16 protein-coding genes are annotated in these 14177 nt (G+C 73.2%); 5 read left to right on the top strand and 11 right to left on the bottom strand.

What is annotated here, in order from left to right:
• The first annotated feature begins 5 nt into the window (after positions 1 to 5).
• Complete coding sequence (locus BXA10_RS03700; RefSeq protein WP_076468233.1) at positions 6 to 449, top strand: MarR family winged helix-turn-helix transcriptional regulator; 444 nt, start codon at positions 6 to 8, stop codon at positions 447 to 449.
• A 13-nt stretch (positions 450 to 462) separates the two neighbouring features.
• Here BXA10_RS03700 and BXA10_RS03695 read toward each other — a convergent pair whose 3' ends face one another.
• Complete coding sequence (locus tag BXA10_RS03695) at positions 463 to 1296, bottom strand: MBL fold metallo-hydrolase (protein WP_076467549.1); 834 nt, start codon at positions 1294 to 1296, stop codon at positions 463 to 465.
• A complete protein-coding gene (locus BXA10_RS03690; RefSeq protein WP_076467547.1) occupies positions 1293 to 1697 on the bottom strand; it encodes a thioesterase family protein in 405 nt (134 codons plus the stop codon). Before BXA10_RS03690 ends, BXA10_RS03695 begins: the two co-directional genes overlap by 4 nt.
• A gap of 160 nt (positions 1698 to 1857) precedes the next feature.
• On the opposite strand from BXA10_RS03690, the gene BXA10_RS03685 reads away from it, so the two are divergent.
• The gene (locus tag BXA10_RS03685) at positions 1858 to 2946 is read left to right on the top strand and encodes a phosphatase PAP2 family protein (RefSeq protein WP_076467545.1); all 1089 of its coding nucleotides are present in this window, start codon (positions 1858 to 1860) and stop codon (positions 2944 to 2946) included.
• A gap of 11 nt (positions 2947 to 2957) precedes the next feature.
• Here BXA10_RS03685 and BXA10_RS03680 read toward each other — a convergent pair whose 3' ends face one another.
• The 3 genes from BXA10_RS03680 to BXA10_RS03670 all read right to left on the bottom strand — a co-directional run bounded on the left by BXA10_RS03680 (position 2958) and on the right by BXA10_RS03670 (position 5620).
• On the bottom strand, positions 2958 to 4553 hold the full coding sequence (locus BXA10_RS03680; RefSeq protein WP_425436032.1) for a PH domain-containing protein: 1596 nt from the start codon (positions 4551 to 4553) through the stop codon (positions 2958 to 2960).
• 229 nt (positions 4554 to 4782) lie between these two features.
• On the bottom strand, positions 4783 to 5316 hold the full coding sequence (locus BXA10_RS03675; protein WP_076468230.1) for a PH domain-containing protein: 534 nt from the start codon (positions 5314 to 5316) through the stop codon (positions 4783 to 4785).
• A 73-nt stretch (positions 5317 to 5389) separates the two neighbouring features.
• Positions 5390 to 5620 (bottom strand): hypothetical protein, encoded by a 231-nt coding sequence (locus BXA10_RS03670; RefSeq protein WP_076467543.1) that lies wholly within the window; start codon positions 5618 to 5620, stop codon positions 5390 to 5392.
• A 241-nt stretch (positions 5621 to 5861) separates the two neighbouring features.
• Here BXA10_RS03670 and BXA10_RS03660 point away from each other — a divergent pair, with 241 nt between their 5' ends.
• From BXA10_RS03660 to BXA10_RS03650, 3 genes are read left to right on the top strand one after another with little or no spacing between them, the layout of a single operon-like run.
• Positions 5862 to 6968, top strand: coding sequence for an AAA family ATPase (locus BXA10_RS03660; RefSeq protein WP_076467541.1), 1107 nt, complete (start codon positions 5862 to 5864; stop codon positions 6966 to 6968).
• On the top strand, positions 6947 to 7942 hold the full coding sequence (locus BXA10_RS03655) for a DUF58 domain-containing protein (RefSeq protein ID WP_076467539.1): 996 nt from the start codon (positions 6947 to 6949) through the stop codon (positions 7940 to 7942). The genes BXA10_RS03660 and BXA10_RS03655 overlap by 22 nt, the downstream gene beginning before the upstream one ends.
• Positions 7939 to 8889, top strand: a complete 951-nt coding sequence (locus BXA10_RS03650) for a VWA domain-containing protein (RefSeq protein ID WP_076467537.1) — start codon at positions 7939 to 7941, stop codon at positions 8887 to 8889. Before BXA10_RS03655 ends, BXA10_RS03650 begins: the two co-directional genes overlap by 4 nt.
• 18 nt (positions 8890 to 8907) lie before the next feature.
• On the opposite strand, the gene BXA10_RS03645 is transcribed toward BXA10_RS03650, so the two are convergent.
• The 6 genes from BXA10_RS03645 to BXA10_RS03625 form a co-directional block, all read right to left on the bottom strand.
• Complete coding sequence (locus BXA10_RS03645) at positions 8908 to 10032, bottom strand: FAD-dependent oxidoreductase (protein ID WP_076467535.1); 1125 nt, start codon at positions 10030 to 10032, stop codon at positions 8908 to 8910.
• A 46-nt stretch (positions 10033 to 10078) separates the two neighbouring features.
• Complete coding sequence (locus BXA10_RS03640) at positions 10079 to 10447, bottom strand: cupin domain-containing protein (protein WP_076467533.1); 369 nt, start codon at positions 10445 to 10447, stop codon at positions 10079 to 10081.
• Positions 10448 to 10498: 51 nt separating this feature from the next.
• Positions 10499 to 11476, bottom strand: a complete 978-nt coding sequence (locus BXA10_RS03635; RefSeq protein ID WP_076467531.1) for a toll/interleukin-1 receptor domain-containing protein — start codon at positions 11474 to 11476, stop codon at positions 10499 to 10501.
• A gap of 249 nt (positions 11477 to 11725) precedes the next feature.
• Positions 11726 to 11875, bottom strand: a complete 150-nt coding sequence (locus BXA10_RS31320) for a hypothetical protein (RefSeq protein ID WP_175649094.1) — start codon at positions 11873 to 11875, stop codon at positions 11726 to 11728.
• A 128-nt stretch (positions 11876 to 12003) separates the two neighbouring features.
• The gene (locus BXA10_RS03630) at positions 12004 to 13233 is read right to left on the bottom strand and encodes an acyltransferase family protein (RefSeq protein ID WP_076467529.1); all 1230 of its coding nucleotides are present in this window, start codon (positions 13231 to 13233) and stop codon (positions 12004 to 12006) included.
• On the bottom strand, positions 13230 to 14159 hold the full coding sequence (locus tag BXA10_RS03625; protein ID WP_076467527.1) for an alpha/beta hydrolase: 930 nt from the start codon (positions 14157 to 14159) through the stop codon (positions 13230 to 13232). Before BXA10_RS03625 ends, BXA10_RS03630 begins: the two co-directional genes overlap by 4 nt.
• Positions 14160 to 14177 lie beyond the last annotated feature (18 nt).

The following is a 14177-nucleotide window of genomic DNA, read 5'->3' as shown; positions in this document are numbered from 1 at the left end:
AGGTCATGTCGAGCGACAGCATGACGAGGCTGGGCGCGCTCGTGGGCGATCTGCACCGGCGGCTGCGTCGCTCGGCGACCCAGCGGGCGAACCGCCCCGAGCTACCCGACGCGCAGGCGGAGCTGATGTTGCTGGTCCGGGCGAACCCGGGCGTGAGCGTCAAGGAGGCGGCCGGCCGGATGCGTACCGCGCCCAACACAGTCAGCACCCTGGTACGCGACCTGGTCGCGGCGGGGTTGGTGCGACGGGAGCGCGATCCGGTGGACGGCCGGGTGGCGCGGCTGCGGGTCACCGAGGCGGCCCGAGAGCGGATCGCCGACCACCACCGGCACCGGGCGGCCCTGCTCACCGACGCGCTGAACCGCCTCGACCCCGAGGCGCGGGACGCGCTGACCGCCGCCGTACCGCACCTGGAGCGTCTCGCCGAACTGCTCCGCGAACCGGGCTGAACAGGTCCGCCGATCAGGGGGCGGTGGCGTCGAGTTCGGTGTAGCCGCGGCGGATCGCCGTCAGCGCGGCGTCGGGGCCGAACGGGGCGTCGGCGGTGAGCCGCTCCGGCGCGACGCCGGCCCGGTGCCCGGCCCGGATCAGCCCGGCCAGCTCCGTCAGCTGCCGCTGCTGGGCCCGGACGAAGTCCACGTCCACCGGGCGGCCGTGCCCGGGGACCACGACCGTCGTGGCGGTGCAGAGCCGCAACAGGTCGACCACGGCGTCGGGCCAGCGCAGCGGGTACGCGTCCTCGAACGCGGGCGGCCCGCTCTCCTCGATCAGGTCCCCGGCGACCAGCACGTCCGCGTCCGGTACCTGCACCACCAGGTCGCCGTCGGTGTGCCCCGGTCCGGGATGGCGCAGCAGCACCGGCCGGCCGCCCACGTCCAGCAGCGTCTCCGTGCGTACCGACCGGCTCGGTGCCAGCAGCACGGTGGCGGCGAGCGCGGGGGCGAGTTCCGGCCAACCGGCCGACACCTCGTCGTACGCCTCCCGGCGCAGCCGGTCCGGGTGCTTTCGCAGCGCCGCGGTGACGCGCTCGTGCGCGTAGATCGGGCGTGGCGGCTGCCCGGCGAGGACGGCGTTGCCGAAGCAGTGGTCGAAGTGGTGGTGGGTGTTCACCACCGTCAGCGGGGCGGTGGTGACCGCTCGGGCGGCGGCGGCCAGCTCGGCGGCCTGCCCGGCGGTGGAGAGCGTGTCGACCAGCAGGGCGGCGCCGTCCCCGACGACAAGCGTGACGTTGACGTCGAGCACCGGCTCGTTGAACACGTGCACGCCGTCGGCGACCTCGACGAAACGGCCGGTCATGCGGTACGGGTGGCCCGCTCCACGAAGCGCCGGCGGTCCACGAGCATCCGCTCCACGCGCCCGTCGGCCACCGTCTCCGTACCGTCGGTCACGCGCACCTCGAACAGCAGCCGTCGCCCGTCGACCTCGGCGAGCCGGGCCTGAGCGTGCACCGTTCTCCCGACCGCGGTGGCGGCCCGGTGGTCGAGCTCGATTCGGATCCCCACCGTGGTCATGCCGGGCGGCAGGCTCGCGGCGGTCGCGGCCACCGACGCCGCCTCGGCCAGTGCCAGGACGCGGGGCGTGCCCAGGACCGGCACGTCTCCCGAGCCGACCGCCTGCGCTGTGTCGGCGTCGGTGACGGTCAACTCCATCCGGGCGGTCAGCCCCGGCGTGAGTCCGGGCTCGGGCTGTTCCTGCATGGCCAACAGCCTAGGTGCCGGGTGGCCCGGGGGCCATGCCCGCGACGGCGGTGGACAGGAGCTCTGCACCGGCCCGTGACGTGGCAGCCCGGCCGGCGACCGGCGACGCGCTGGTGGCTGGCTTCGGTCGATGCCTCGCCCGCCGTTAACCTTGACCGCGATGGCCGTCGTGACTGACCCCCAGCCCCCCGCCCGGACCGACCCGCCCGCGCCGCCGGACCGCGGGCGCCGCCGTCTGGTCGCCATGACGATCTGGGGGGTGGCCTTCGTCGCCGCCTGGTTCCTCATCGGGCTGCCCACCGACCCGGCGTACGCGTTCGTCTGGATCTGGGCGGCGACCATCGCCTGGCACTCGTCCCGGCCCTGGCGCAGCCACCTGCGCTTCGCGCGCGACTGGGTGCCGGTGGTGGTGCTCTTCGCGGTGTACAACCTCTCCCGCGGCTTCGCGGACAACGGCGCGGTGCCGCACGCGTACGAGCTAGTCGCCGCCGACCGCTTCATGTTCGGCTGGGCGACGGGCGGGCAGGTGCCCACCGTCTGGCTTCAGCAGCACCTGTACCGGCCCGAGGTGCAGTGGTGGGACGTGGCGGCCAGCTGGGTCTACTTCTCGCACTTCGTGGTGGCGCTCAGCGCCGCCGCGGTGTTGTGGCTGCGTAACCGGTCGCGCTGGGGGGCGTACATGCGGCGGTGGGGTTTCCTCTGCGCCGCCGGCCTGGCCACCTACTTCCTCTACCCGGCGGCCCCGCCCTGGTGGGCCGCGCAGAACGGCCTGATCGAGGAGGTGGCCCGCATCTCCACCCGGGGGTGGAAGGAGTTCGGCATGCACGGCGCCGGCAACCTGCTCAACGCCGGCCAGATCGCCTCGAACCCGGTGGCCGCGATGCCGTCGCTGCACACCGCCTGGGCGCTCTTCGTGGTGCTGTTCTTCCTGACCGGCACCCGCAAGCGCTGGTGGCCGCTGCTGCTGGCCTACCCGCTGGCGATGACCTTCACCCTGGTGTACTCCGGCGAGCACTACGTGATCGACGTCCTGGTCGGCTGGACGTACGTCGGGGTGACGTTCCTCGTCGTCGGCCTGGCCGAGCGGTGGTGGGCCGCCCGCCGTGCCCGCCGAGGCCCGGCCGGCACCGCGGCGGCGAGCAGCGACCCGGTACCGACCGGCGACGGCCCGGCGGCAGACGCGCCGCCGGCCGGAGTCGAGGACGCCGCACCGGCCGTCGATCCGGCGGGGGTACGAGTCACCGGCTGAGCCGGCCGAGGTCAGCCGGCCCGGCGCGCGGTGTGCGTCCGTGCGGTCAACTCCGCGGCCAGCGCCCACGCCTCGTCGACGTCGCGGGACTCGGCCGCCGCGCCCGAGCCACCCGCGGTGTCCGCGTGCACGGTGGCGAGCCGCAACCGGCGCTGCAGCGGCCCCTGCACCACCCGGACGCTCTGGATCCGGGCGTACGGCACGACGGTCAACTGCCGGGTGAGCAGCCCGGAGCGGACCACCACGACCTGCTCGTGCAGCCCGGCGCCGAGGGCGTTGCGCCCGAGCGGGTGCAGCCAACGCGCCCGGGGTGGCGGCGGGGTGAGCGGCAGCCCGGTCAGGCGTACCCCCGGCAGCACCTCGGCCACGATCAGCTCGGCGGTGGGCAGGTCGCCGACCGGCAGCAGCCGGTCCGGACGGTTGCGTTCGTCGCCCTCGCCGACCGAGTAGCCGGCCACCTCCAGCCGCAGCCGCAGCCAGCCCTTCATCCGCCACAGCAGCGGCCACGTGGCCCGCACGGTCTGCACGCGGCGCAGTGGAACGGTCTGCGCCCGGGTCTCCAGCAGACCGTTGCGTACCCGCAGCGTCCCGTCGTCGCGCGCGAGCCGGAAGTTCCAGTCGTCGAGGACCCGCCGGACGGGTTGCAGCACCACGCCGGCCATCGCCGTGAGCGTGCTCGCCACCGCGATGAACGACCACGAGTCCTCGGAGAGGAACTGCGCCACCACGAACGCCAGACCGAGCGGCAGCAGGAACGCCTGCGGCGTGAGCAACTGGCTGACCAGGAGGTCCTGGTTGCCCACCGTATGCAGTGCCCGGCCGGGCGGTACCGCCGCCGGGGCGGCCGGCCGGCCCGGCGCTGCCGGCACCGCCGCGCCGGTTGCCGGTGCGGCCGCCGGCTGCCCGGCCCGGTCGGCGAGGGCCAGCAGCCGCCCGCGCAGCGCGGCCGCGTCGGCCACCGTCAGGTACGCGAGGGGCGCCTCGGTCTTGCCGCCGCCGACCACCTCGAGGCGCAGCTCGGCCAGACCGGTGAGCTGGGCGAGCAGCGGCCGGACCACCTCCACGGCCTGCAACCGTTCGAGCGGGATGGCGCGGGTACGCCGCCAGAGCAGCCCCTCGTACACCCGCAGTTCCCGGCCGACCACGTGGTAGCCGGTGTTGTACCAGCTGATGATCGAGATCACAGTCGCCCCGAGGGCCAGCGCCACCACCATCGCGGCGAACCAGCCGAAGCCCACCCGGGACAGGGTCGACCAGGAGAGTCCGGCGATCACCACGACCAGCGACTTGGCGCCGTGCAGGGCCGGGCTCAGCGGATGCAGCCGCTTTCGCGGTTCCACCGGATCCGGCCAGGCCGGCGGGCCGGGCCGGACGTACATGCCCGGCCCGACCGGCGGCGAGCCGCCGTACGGTGTCGCGGGCCAGGCCGCACCGGGGTACCGCCCGGGGTGCGGCGGCCCACCCGGGTAGGGCGCGGTGTACGGCCCACCGGGGTACGGCGCGGCGTGCGGCGGTCCGGGGTAGGGCGTGGCGTGTGGCGGTCCGCCCGGGTAGGGCGCGGCCTGCGGCGGTCCGCCCGGGTACGCCGGTGGACCCGGGTACGGCATCGGCGCGCCGGGGTACGCCGGGTTGACGGGGAACGGCGGGGTGCCGGGGTGCGGCGGTGGTACCGGCGCGGCGGCGGGTGCTCCGGGAGTGGGGGGCGGCTCAGGCGGCGCCGGTGTGCCGGCGGAGGGCGGCTCGGGCGACGGCGCGGGCGGGCGGGCGGCCGGCTCGGCCGGGCCGTCGCTCATCGGGCCGGCTCCGTGAGCACCGGCGACGAGCCGCAACGGACGATCACAGCCCCTCCGCCCGGTCCTCGCCCAGCGCGGTGAGCCGGTCGCGCAGCCGGGACGCCTCGGCCGGCCGCAGCCCCGGCACCCGGGCGTCGCTCGCCGCCGCGGCTGTGTGCAACTGGACGGTGGCGAGGTCGAAGGCGCGCTCCAGCGGGCCGGCGCTGACGTCGACGAACTGCATCCGGGCGTACGGCACGATGGACAGCCGTCGGACCAGCAGCCCGTGCCGGACCAGCAGATCGTCGGAACGCTCCGCGTAGCCCCAGGCGTGGACCGCGCGGACGATCGAGACGGCACGTCCCGCGCCCAGCAGCAGCACGACGGCGAAGCCCAGCCCGAACAGCCAGTGACCGTTGAGAACCCAGCCGATCACCACTCCCAGCAGGACGACCACCAGGACGGCGGCGAGCCTGAGCAACTCGACCCAGATCAGGTCCCGGGAGATCGGCTGCCAGCGGACGGTCTCCGGCCAGGGCTCCAGCGGCCCGGCCGGCGGCGGGCCCGGCACGGACGGGGGCGGGAAGGGGCCGGGCACGGCCGGCGGACCGGCCGCGGCCGGTGGCTGGTGGGACTCCGCGGCGCTCACCGGGGCGTTCCGTTCTGCGCGCTCACGCTTCGAGCGTAGGCGATCCGGCCAGTGGTGCGACCGCACGCAGGAAGCCGCGTGCGTCGAGGAAGTCGCCGAGTGTCTTGCGGTGGGCCGGACAGGCGAGCCAGGTCTTGCGCCGGTCGGGGTCGTGCAGCCGAGGGTTGTTCCACCGCAGCGCCCAGGTCGCGGGCGCCTGGCACCCCTTTGCCGAGCAGATCAGCGGCTCGTCGGCGGGGGAGGGAATGCTCATCCCGGCCAGTCTAGGCCAGCGGGAGCGGAGAAGATGAGCGCCGGGCGGCCACGGGGGGAGCCGCCCGGCGACGGGTGAATCGTACACGCGCCGGTGCCGTTCCTGTCCACCCCGAACGTGGCGATCCGGCTGCTCGGGACGGCGCGGCGGAAATCGCCTTCTCCCCACCTCGGTACTCAGCCAGGCATGCGAGTCTTGATACGCACCACGCCGCGACAACCGATCATGCTGTGGAGGACCGGTGGCCCAGCCGACCACGCCCGACGCCCCGACGCCGAACGGGACAGCACCCCAGACGTCCCCGCCGGTGACCACCCCCGCCGAGGACGCGACCCTGCTGGAACGGGCGCTGTTCGAGATCAAGAGGGTGATCGTCGGGCAGGACCGGATGGTGGAGCGGATGGTCGTCGCGCTCCTCGCCCGCGGTCACTGCCTGCTCGAAGGGGTGCCCGGGGTGGCCAAGACCCTGGCCGTCGAAACCCTCGCCAAGGTCGTCGGTGGCTCGTTCGCGCGGGTGCAGTTCACCCCCGACCTGGTGCCGGCCGACATCATGGGCACCCGCATCTACCGGCAGTCGAGCGAGAAGTTCGACATCGAACTCGGCCCGGTCTTCGTCAACTTCCTGCTCGCCGACGAGATCAACCGAGCGCCGGCCAAGGTGCAGTCGGCGCTGCTCGAGGTGATGAGCGAACGGCAGGTCTCGATCGGCGGGGAGAGCCACCGGGTGCCGGACCCGTTCCTGGTGATGGCCACCCAGAACCCGATCGAGCAGGAGGGTGTCTACCCGCTGCCGGAGGCGCAGCGGGACCGCTTCCTCATGAAGATCGTCGTTGGTTACCCCACCGACGCCGAGGAACGGGAGATCGTCTACCGGATGGGGGTGGCCGCCCCCGAACCGGCGCCCGTGTTCACCGCCACCGACCTCGTGGCGCTGCAACGCAAGGCCGACCAGGTCTTCGTGCACAACGCGCTGGTCGACTACGCGGTCCGGCTGGTGCTCGCCACCCGTGCCCCGGCCGAGCACGGCATGCCGGACGTCGCGCAGCTCATCCAGTACGGGGCCAGCCCGCGCGCCTCGCTCGGGCTGGTCCGGGCCACCCGCGCGCTGGCGCTGCTCCGCGGTCGGGACTACGCGCTTCCCCAGGACGTGCAGGACATCGCGCCGGACATCCTGCGCCACCGGCTGGTGCTCAGCTACGACGCGCTGGCCGACGACGTACCGGCCGACCACATCGTCCACCGGGTGATGTCCACGATCCCGCTGCCCGAGGTCGCGCCGAGACAGCAGGCGACACCGGCGCCCATCGCGCCGCCGCCGGGCGCCGGATGGCCCGGGCAGCGCCCGTGACCTCAGCCACCCCTCGTCCCGCCCCCGCAGATCGGTCGGAGGCCGTCCTCTCCCGCCTCCAACTGCTGGTCACCCGCAAGCTGGACGGGTTGCTCCAGGGCGATTACGTCGGACTGCTGCCCGGCCCCGGCAGCGAGGCGGGGGAGTCCCGCGAGTACCGCCCCGGCGACGACGTACGCCGGATGGACTGGCCGGTGACCGCGCGCACCACCACACCGCACGTCCGGCGGACGGTCGCCGACCGGGAGTTGGAGACGTGGCTGGCGGTGGACCTTTCCGCGAGCCTCGACTTCGGCACCGGGCGGTGGCTCAAACGGGAGGTGGTGGTAGCAGCGGTGGCCGCGATCACCCACCTGACCGTGCGCGGCGGCAACCGGGTCGGCGCGGTGATCGGCACCGGGGCCGGCGCACCGCCCGCCGGTCGCCGTCGCCTCGTCGCACCGGCCGCCGCGCCCGGGGTGCTGACCCGGTTGCCCGCCCGCTCCGGTCGCCGGGAGGCCCAGGGTCTGCTCCGCGCCGTCGCCGGCACCGAGCTGCGGCCCGGCCGCAGCGATCTGGGTGCCCTGATCGACATGCTGAACCGGCCGCCCCGCCGGCGTGGTCTGGTCGTTGTCGTGTCCGACTTCCTCGCGCCGCCCGCGCAGTGGGCCCGGCCGCTGCGGAAGCTCCGGGTACGCCACGACCTGCTGGCCGTCGAGGTGGTCGACCCGCGTGAGCTGGAACTGCCCGACGTGGGCGTGCTGCCCGTGGTCGACCCGGAGACCGGTGAGCTGCACGAGGTGCAGACCGCCGACCCGCGCCTGCGCCACCGTTACGCCGAGGCGGCTGCCGCCCAGCGCGCGGAGATCTCCGCCGCGCTGCGGTCCGCCGGGGCCGGGCACCTGCGCCTGCGTACCGATCGAGACTGGCTGCTGGACATGGTGCGCTTCGTGGCCGCGCAGCGGCACACCCGCACCCGAGGGACGACACGATGATCCGTTTCATGCAACCGTGGTGGCTGCTGGCCGTGCTGCCGGTGCTCGCCCTCGCCGCCTTGTACGTGTGGCGGCAGTTGAACCGCCGGGCGTACGCGATGCGCTTCACCAACGTGGAGCTGCTGCGCACCCTGGCGCCGAAGGGGCTCGGGTGGCGGCGGCACGCGCCGGCCACCGCCTTCCTGCTCTGCCTGCTCGTGCTCGCCACCGCGCTGGCCCGGCCGGCGGTGGACACCAAGGAACCGCTGGAGCGGGCCACCGTCATGCTCGCCATCGACGTGTCGCTGTCGATGCAGGCCGACGACGTGGCGCCGAACCGGCTGGAGGCTGCCCAGGAGGCCGCCAAGCAGTTCGTGGACGAGCTGCCGGAGAGCTACAACCTGGGTCTGGTCTCCTTCGCGAAGTCGGCGAACGTGCTGGTGCCGCCCACCAAGGACCGGGGTGCGGTGACCAGCGCGATCGACGGGCTGGTGTTGGCCGAGGCGACGGCGACCGGGGAGGCCGTCTTCACCTGCCTGGAGGCGATCCGGTCGGTGCCCGCCGACGGGGCCGCCGGGATTCCGCCGGCCAGGATCGTGCTGCTCTCCGACGGCTACCGCACCGCGGGCCGCGCCGTGGAGGAGGCGGCCGCGGCCGCCCAGGCGGCCAACGTGCCGGTCTCCACCATCGCGTTCGGCACGGACGGCGGGCAGGTGGACATCGGCGGGCAGTTGCAACGGGTGCCGGTGGACCGGATGGCCCTGGCGGAACTGGCCGAGACGACCGAGGGCTACTTCTACGAGGCGGCCTCGGTGACCGAGCTCAAGCAGGTCTACCAGGACATGGGCAGCTCGATCGGCTTCCGGACGGAGCCACGGGAGATCACCCAGTGGTACGCGGGGATCGCGCTGCTGCTCGCGCTCTGCGCCGGCGCGCTGAGCCTGCTCTGGTCGTCCCGGATGCTGTGATCTGCGGGAGTGTCGCGGTCAGAACGCCCGGTCCCACGGGCGCACTGGTATCCGGCTGTCGAGCAGCTCGTCGCAGATGTGATGGACGACCCGATCGGCGACGAACGGGGCCTCGGTGAGCTTTCCGGGCGACACGCAGTAGACGGCGGATGAGAGGCGCCGGATCTCGGAGTTCACCGAGAGGGGCGCTCGCCCCGACCGCATGTCGACCTTGATGCATGCGTACGCGGTGAAACGGTCGCCATACTCACCCACGATGGTTCGTCTCATCGCCTCCTCGACGAGAGCGACCCGGCTCGGCTCGACCTCGAAGTCGGCCTTCTCCACCTCGATCGCGTCGGTGGTCATGCCGACGACGCTGACCGACGGGGCGTGGTTGACGATTGCGACCTCCAGAGGATCCAGCCAGAAGACCGGCCGGTCCACCAGTTGCGGCCCGTAGAGAATGTGACTTTTCCACAGCCGCAGCGGAACCGGGCAACCGAGTTGCGTGCTCAGCCGATTGATCTCGTGGCCTGCCGCGAGCACGGCCCGACGGTAGCGGAGCCTTGAAACGGCGCCGTCGGGCCGACGCACGCATTCCCCGGCGGTGTCCGAGACGAAGTGGAACTCCGAGTCGAGTTCGATGCTCACGCCACTTCTCAGCGCCTCCGTGAGCAGTCGGCGATACAGGAGTCGAATGTCTATCCCCACGTCCTGGACGAGGTACGCGCATACCGCACGGCCGAGGTCGACGTTCGGGAGAGCGGGTTCGACGTCCCGCGGGCGGACCCTCCGAAAGCGGACCTGTGCCTCCTCCCACCGCTCCTCGGCCTGCTGTGCCCGCACCGGTTCGGCGACCAGCGCGATCGCGAGCCCGTTGGACCACTCGAGAGACTCCGGTGCCAGGTTCCGGATCTGGTGGTAGCCGTACAGGCACTTGCGGGCGACTTGAACCGCCTCGTGCGGGTCCGCGATCGCCGAAGCGTGGTACGTCCCGGCGTGAAGCCATCCCTCGTTGCGGGACGACGCGGCGGGGGCGATCGTCGCCGAGCGCTCGACGAGAGTCACCCGTAGGCCGACCTGCGCCAGCTTCAAGCCGGTCAGCAGCCCGGAGACGCCAGCACCCACGACCACCACGTCGGACGCTATCTCACGCGACATCCTCCGACCGCCCTCGTCCGTCCCGGCCGCCGAAACGGCCGCCGATTCAACCCGGCCAACGCACGGTGATGACTATCGAATCCTCCACCGCCTTCCAGGAGTGGGGCACCTCGGGGCCGTAGATGACGTAGTCCCCTCGCTCACGGAGCAGTACCTCGTCCAACGCCTCGCCGGGAAAGGTGAAACGGAATGTGCCGGTGACGAGGACCGCCAGGCTCACGAAGTTCTGGTACGCCGCAGCGGGTGCTCGCTCCGCGCCGGCGACGTGGGAACTCCACTTCACCTCGATGTCCTTGGTGCTGCGAAGGCCCGCATCCTGGGCCCAGTACGGCCCGATGAACCAGCCGCGGTGTGCGTCGAACTGTCCGTCACCGGCGTTTCCGGTCGAAACTCGTGGATGGTCGAGCAGTCTCATGTCCAGGTGATCCTGTCTCCGGACGACAACGGTGCACGCGGGCAGGGAGGGCTAGGGTTCTCGGCTCTCCAGAGTGAATGCCGGAACGCGTTCAGTCAGCATGCTTTCACACGTGGCCAGGATGGATTCGAGAAGACTCGCCTGGGAGCTGTCCGTGGCTCTGAGAATGAATGAATGCCGCTTCTCGAAAGGAAGTCCCGCGCCGATCTCCAAGATCCCGCACGGGCCGATCAGATCCTGGTAATAGGTGAATGAGAAGAGCGGCGCGTTGGGCAGGAAGTACAGCTCGAACGATCCTTCCGCCTGAGGGGAGAGGTGGGGCATCAGGCGGAACTTCTCGACGCTGGGCTGAACGTCGAGGGTCGCGTACGCCGATGGCGTCATCCAGGAGTCCTTGGGCAGGGCCGGATCGACCAGCGCGAAGCGTGCGCGGATCGATCGCGTCTCGCACGCCGTCCAGACCCCGCGGAACTCACGAGCCCACGCCTCGAGGCTTCGCCCCACCACGAGCAGGTCAGACGAGGTGGCGATCCGATCCAGCACCTGCGACACCGTGAACCGGCGGAACAGCTCCTGCCGGTCGCTGAAGACGTTGCTGATGCCGAGGCGAACGAGGTGTGCGACAGTCGCGCTGTTCTCCGCTCGAGCTTCCATGATCCTGGAGACGAGGCGGTCCCACTGGCGGCCACGTGGATCGACGAAGTCCAACCGGTCCAGGCCGTCGAGCCCGGCCGGTAGAGCCAGCGACGGTTCGTAGATCACCGGAATGACCGGTAGCCGGAGCCCTGAGGCGTACGACCATTCGAAGGTCACTTCGTGGGATTGGACCGATCGGTTGGTGCAGACGACGACCACCGCGGCCGATTCGTGCAGAGCTGAGACGATCGCGCTGCGCCAGTGGTCGCCGGCGCGTATCCGAGAGGAGTCGATGAAGCAGTCGATCGAGGCGTCATGGAGGCGGTCGCGCAGGGCCCTCGCCAGATCCTCGTCGTCGCGGCAGTAGGAGACGAAGACCTGACCGGTTTCCATGTCGCTCCTCTGGGGCGGGGAAGTCGCAGGAACGGCGTGATCCGGGGGTCGGCCTGCTCTTCGCCTCGACGGAGGTAGTCATCACGCGAGCGGCTGACGACGGAGATGTACCCGGATCGAGTCCCGATCCTCCCAGACGAGGGTGGCGCCTCCTGTCCGCTAGCCGACACGCGTACTGCGCGCGTCGGCACAGCCGTTTCAGGTTGGCGTCGCGGCCCGTGACGCCTCGTCAGGGTCGGTGCGACGGCGTCAGCGCCCGGCGAGGACGAAGAGGACCGCCACCCAGACGGCGGCGAGGGTGAACCCCAGCGGGGCGACGTAGCGGCTCATGGACGGCTCCGAGTGGCGACTGGACAGCCTCGGGCGCACCGGGGCCGTCGAGTGGATCAGGACGCACACACGAACTCGTGACCGGGATGCTCCCGCTGCGCCCGCCGGGCGGGCGGCACGCCGCGTCGCCCCGACGGGAGTCGGAGGCTCGACGTGCGGGAGCGGAGCTGGGTCAGCTCACCTGCTGCAGCCGTGGCTCAGCGGCGCTGACGATCGGCCCGGCCACGACTAGGAGGATCGCTATCTCGCACAGCGATCACCTCCTGCGTTCGGCGGGGCTCGGAACGATGAACATCGTATACCCGACCGGAGGGACGTTCGCATTCGGCCGGTTCGTCCGGACGGGGCGCCGCGGCGGGTCGCTCCGGACGCCGACGCACGAGCGCCGCCAGCACCAGCGCGAGCAGCGGCAGCCAGCACGCCCGGGCCAGCAACCAGCGCGGGCCGTCGGGCGTCGTGTGCAGTCCGGGCAGCGGCCCGCCGGCGTGCGCAGCGAGCGCGGTGAGCGCGGTGACGCCGACCAGGACGGGCTGGTGGCAGAGGTAGATCCGCAGCGCGTACCGGTTCACCGCGTCCACCGTCCGGGCGGGTACCGGCCGGCGGGCGAGTCGCAGCAGTGCCGGGCGGGCGAGCAGCCCCAGGCCGATTTGGGTGACTGCCAGGGCGACCGCGAAGAGCGACGGTGGGTTCAGGTTCGACATCGCCGCCCCGGGCACCCCGACGGCGCTGGCCGGGTAGCCGGCCGGGATCAGAGCGGCGAGTGTCGCCGCGCCGCAGACCGCCAGCGCGGCTGCCGGTCTGCGCCCCGTGAGCCGTCCGTCGGCGTACGCCAGGCCGAGCAGGTAGGGCACTGCCCAGGCGGCCAGCAGGCGGATCGGCAGTACACCGTCGACCGCCGGCAGCAGCCGGTCGGCCAGATCGGCCCCGGCCACCGCGGCGATCGCCGGTGCGGCGCACCACCACGGCCCCCACCGGCGTACGGCCGCCCGCAGCGGGCCGGTCAGCGCCACCAGCGCGCAGAGCGGCAGCAGGAACCACAGCGGACTCACCGCGAGGGTCAGCGCGACGGAGAGCGTGCCGTCCGGGGCGCCGGCCACGGTCGCCGCCAGCAGCACCGCCGCGCCACTGCCGAGCAGCGCGACCGCGGGTAGCACCAGCCGGCGCAGGCGGCGGGCGAGCCATCGACCCTGGCCGCCCCCGTACCGCGCGGCCGAGCGGGCCGAGGCGTACCCGGCGGTGAAGTAGAACAACCCGAGGGTCTGCAGCAGCCAGGTGACCGGTGCCAGGGCCGGCATCGCGGTGAGCGGGCTGGCCTGTCCGAGCGAGCCGTCCTCGGTGAGCACCAGGCCGGTCACCAGCCAGTGCCCGAGCACCACCGTGGCCACGGCGTACCCGCGCAACGCGTCGACCGGCCAGTCCCGCGTCACCGGGCCGCCCCCGTCGCGGTGCCGGTGACGCCGGTCGGCGCCTCGGCGTCGGCGGCGCCGGTGAGCACGATCGACGCCACGGCGGCCAGGGTGCTGGTGCCCGGCACGAGGTAGCCGTCGTGCCCGTGCACGTCGGCGGCCGGCAGGGCACGGGCCCCGAAGTCCGGATCGGCCGGCCGCCGGCCGTGCCCGAGGCCGGGCAGCCGCACCGGCGGCACCCGGCGGATCCAGTCGTCCGGTGCCTCCGCCGCCCAGATCCGCCGCGCCGGTCCGAGCGCGGCGGCCCGGTCCGCGCCGGTCCCGATCCCGCCGAGGGTCACCACGTCGGTGACCTGCGGCGGCGCGTGGTGGGCGGCCAGCCCGGCGACCAGCGCGCCGTAGCTGTGCCCGACCACGGTCACCGTGGCCGACGGGCGGTGCGCGGCCAGTTCGCGCAGCGTCGCGCGCAGTGCGGCGGCGCCGCGGTGGGCGGGGGCCGGGCCGGCGGCGGCGACCACGCCGTCCGGCGCGTCGTAGCCGAGCCAGGCCAGCACCGCGACCCGCGCGCCCGGGTCCGTCCCCCGCATCGCCGAGTGGAGCGCGGCGGCCTGTACGGCCGGTGCGCGCCGGGCCACCCCGCCCAGCCCCCGATCGAAGTCGCGGAGCGTGGTGCCCACCCCGGGCACCAGCACCACGATGCGGTCCGCCGTGGCCAGGTCGCCGAGGACCTCCACGGCGCGACCGTCGCCGCGCCTGTCGAACAGCAGGAACCGCCGCCCCTGGGCCGCCCAGTCGGCGTACGGCGGGCCCGCGGCGCGCATCGCCGCCGCGGTGACCGGGTACGCCTCGACGAACCCGGCCGCCGTGCCGGGCTCCGGCCGACTGACCACCACACCGGTGCCCAACAGGACGGCCAGCGCGGCTCGGGTGGGGACTGTCCAACGCATCTCGTTCTCCCTTCCGGA

The organism is Micromonospora avicenniae (assembly GCF_900156065.1).
Classification (GTDB): domain Bacteria; phylum Actinomycetota; class Actinomycetes; order Mycobacteriales; family Micromonosporaceae; genus Micromonospora; species Micromonospora avicenniae.
Note: the sequence above shows the minus strand (reverse complement) of the source record. Positions and strands in the feature narration are given on the sequence as shown.